This window comes from Flavobacterium sp. UBA4854 (genome assembly GCF_002399805.1).
Taxonomy (GTDB): Bacteria; Bacteroidota; Bacteroidia; order Flavobacteriales; family Flavobacteriaceae; genus Flavobacterium; species Flavobacterium ginsengisoli.
On record NZ_DHEI01000111.1, the window covers coordinates 3,851 to 7,582 of the forward strand.

General features: G+C 33.3%; 2 protein-coding genes and 1 pseudogene. All 3 read left to right on the forward strand.

Features of this window, described 5'->3' with window-relative positions; translation table 11 throughout:
* On the forward strand, positions 1-2,061 hold a 2,061-nt coding region (locus tag B3J44_RS16615), incomplete at its 5' end, for a peptidase domain-containing ABC transporter (RefSeq protein WP_286969758.1).
* 2 nt (positions 2,062-2,063) lie between these two features.
* Entirely contained in the window at positions 2,064-3,353 is a 1,290-nt protein-coding gene (locus B3J44_RS16620) for an HlyD family secretion protein (RefSeq protein WP_198854827.1), read from the forward strand.
* Positions 3,354-3,397: 44 nt separating this feature from the next.
* Positions 3,398-3,732: pseudogene (locus B3J44_RS16625) on the forward strand (peptidase S41); the annotation flags it as partial.

Consider the following 3,732-nt stretch of genomic DNA (forward strand, 5'->3'; position numbering starts at 1 on the left):
GAAGGAAGTAATTTGCTTTTTCTGAGCGATGCTGCCGAAAAAATCGGATTTAGAACTTTAGGAGTAAAACTTTCTGTAAAAAGAATTGAAGAAGCCCCACTGCCTTGTATTTTACACTGGAATAACGATCATTATGTAGTGCTCTATAAAATAAAAAAAGGCAAATATTATATTTCTGATCCCGCTTTTGGTCTTTTGGAATATAGTAGAGAAGAGTTTGTGAAGTTTTGGATAGGCAATAATGCCGATGATGAAACAAAAGAAGGAATTGCATTGCTGATCGAAGCAACACCAAGTTTTTTCCAATCTGATTTTGATAAAGAAGAAAATTCTGGATTAGGATTTAAGTTTCTTTTTCAATATTTATTTCAATACAAATCATTTCTTATTCAGCTTGCAGTTGGTCTTTTTGCGAGCAGTTTACTCAATCTAATTTTTCCGTTTCTAACACAGAGTATTGTTGATGTCGGAATACAGAATCAGAACATTCATTTTATCTATTTGATTCTTTTTGCAATGCTTTTTGTTTTTGCAGGAAGAACAGGATTAGAACTCATTAGAAGTTGGATTTTATTGCATTTATCAACTAGAATCAATATTTCTCTTATCTCAGATTTCTTTATTAAATTAATGAATCTGCCTATTTCTTTTTTTGATGTGAGAATGACAGGAGATATTATGCAGCGAATAAATGATCATCGCCGAATTGAAAAAATACTAACTACATCATCGCTTAATGTACTATTTTCTGTAATCAATATGTTTGTTATGGGAGCTGTTTTGGCCTATTTCAATCTGCAGATTTTTTTAGTCTTCTTTGCAGGAAGTGTGCTTTATTTTGGCTGGATAGTTTTGTTTTTAAAAAGGAGAGAAATTCTAGATTATAAACGATTTGCAGAAGTTTCAAATGAGCAAAGTAAAGTAATGGAGCTTATAAACGGAATGCAGGAAATCAAACTTCATAATGCCGAAAAGCAAAAACGTTGGGGCTGGGAGTATGTACAGGCAAGACTTTTTAGGGTTTCGATAAAAGGATTGGTTTTAGAACAGACGCAAACAATTGGTTCTTCCATTATTAATGAATTAAAGAATATATTTATCATTTTTCTATCTGCCAAGTTAGTAATTGACGGATCTATAACTTTAGGTATGATGTTGGCCATAAGTGCCATTGTGGGGAGTTTAAATGGTCCTATTACACAATTAATTGAATTTGTGAGAGAATTGCAGGATGCGAAAATTTCATTGGCCAGATTGTCCGAAATTCATGAGAAAGAAGATGAAGTCCAGCAAGAAATCAATCAAACAAACGAAGTTCCGCAAAATGTAGATATCGAAATTAAAAATCTTTCTTTTAGATATTTAGGTTCAGATGTTCCTGTTTTAGACAATTTAAATTTAATAATTCCGTGCAATAAAGTAACTGCAATAGTAGGAGTTAGCGGAAGCGGAAAAACGACCTTGATGAAATTGCTTCTCAAGTTCTACGAACCCGAAAAAGGAGAGGTCTTGATTGGAAGCTCACAACTAAAAAATATATCGCAAAATGCATGGAGGTCTAATATTGGAGCTGTAATGCAAGAAGGTTTTATTTTTAGCGATACAATTGCCAATAATATTGCTTTTGGGGTAGATAAAATTGATAAAGAAAAATTGCTTTACGCAGCAGATGTAGCGAACATAAAAGAATACATCAGCGAGCTTCCTTTAGGTTTTAACACCAAAATTGGAGCAGAAGGATTAGGAATGAGCACTGGGCAGAAACAACGATTATTAATTGCGAGAGCAGTTTATAAAAACCCGGAAATTTTATTTTTTGATGAAGCAACTTCGGCATTAGATGCTAATAATGAAAAGGCGATCATGAAAAAGCTTGACATTTTTTTTAAAGATAAAACGGTTGTGGTAATTGCGCACAGATTGAGCACTGTAATGAATGCTGATCAGATTGTGGTTTTGGACAAAGGAAAAATCATCGAAATTGGAAGCCATTCGGCATTGGTAGAACAAAAAGGAAATTATTTTGAATTGGTTAGAAACCAATTGCAATTAGGGAATTAATTATGAACGAAGATACATTTGAATTAAGAAGCGAAGAGGTTCAGGACATCCTGACCAAAGTACCGCATTGGATGATACGATGGGGGACAGTCTTGATTTTTGCCATAATCATTATGCTGTTTTTTGTTTCTTGGTTTGTCAAATATCCCGATGTCGTAAAAACTGAAATTGTAATTACCACTAATATTCCTCCAGAGAAAATCGTATCAAAATCTTCTGGACGAATTGAAGCAATTTTGGTAAAGAATAAAACATTGGTAGAAAAGAACAGCACATTGGCTATTATTGAAAACACAGCCAATTATAAAGATGTTTTTTTATTGAAAGGCATTGTTGATAAATATGATATCAATAACACTAAAAAAGAGTTCCCTTTTGAGTTATTGAAAAACACACAACTGGGGGAAATCGAAAGCGCGTATGCAGCATTTCAGAAAGATTATCAGGCGCAGGAATTAAATAAAGATCTGCATCCTTTTCAGGTCGAAACCAGAGCGCAACAGTCTGAAAAAATTCAGATAACAGAAAGGTTAGAAATCTTGCAGCAACAAAAGGTGATTAATGAGCGAGAATTGGAACTTCAGAAAAACGAAGTCGCACGTTTTGAAACGCTATTCAACAAAGGAATTATTTCTGCTCAAGAAATGGAAGTTAAAAAATTGACTTTCCTTCAAGCGCAAAAGAATTATAGAAGCTTGTTGTCATCGATTTCTCAATTAAGGTCTTCTTTGATTGATAACACAAAATCAAGCCAGAATCTGCAAATAAACAGCACTAAAGAAGAGGTTAATCTTGGCCGTAATGTTTCACAATCCTTTTATCAGTTAAAAAAAGTAATAAGAGATTGGGAACTGGCATATGCGCTAAAATCATCAATTAGCGGAAAGGTTACATTTTTACAAGTTTGGAATGAAAATCAGACCATAAATGTTGGCGACAATGTATTTTCAATTATTCCAGATGCAAAAAATAGTTTTATTGGTAAAGTGAAAGCACCAGCTTTAAATTCAGGTAAAATAAAAGTGGGACAAAAGGTCAATATTCGCTTGGCAAATTATCCAGACCGCGAATTTGGTGTTTTAAAAGGCGAAATTAAAAACATTTCGTTAGTGCCAGATAAAGATGGAAATCTGCTAATAGATGTTGCACTTCCAAAAGGCCTGAAAACATCATACGATAAACAAATTGCTTTCCAGCAGGAAATGAAAGGAAGCGCAGAAATTGTAACCGAAGATCTGCGTTTAATCGAAAGAATCCTGTATCAATTTAAAACCATTTTTGAACAAGTCTAAAAAAAAACTACTAACTAACCGAAACCAAAAACCACAGATCTTAAATGAAAAAAACACTACTAATTGCTTTTGTTTTATTATTTCAAATTTCTTTTTCCAAACCAATAACTGAAACTCAAAAGTTAGCTGCGACATGCAAAGTTTGGGGCTTTTTAAAATATTATCACCCAAATGTCACTGATGGAAGCAAAAACTGGGATGAACAATTGTTTCAAATCTTACCAAAAGTTGAAGAGGCTCAAACTTCTGAAGCATTTTCTCAGGTGATAGAAAATTGGATTGTTTCTCTAGGCGAAATCAAAAAGCAGGAAAACGTAAAAACCAAAAAAGAATACTTTGATAAAAATTTCGATTTGTCATGGTTCAATAAAAATGAATT

Bases quoted from the DNA above. Each gene is read 5' to 3' on its own strand.
- B3J44_RS16620 (WP_198854827.1), top strand. From the start codon at position 2,064: ATGAACGAAGATACATTTGAATTAAGAAGCGAAGAGGTTCAGGACATC.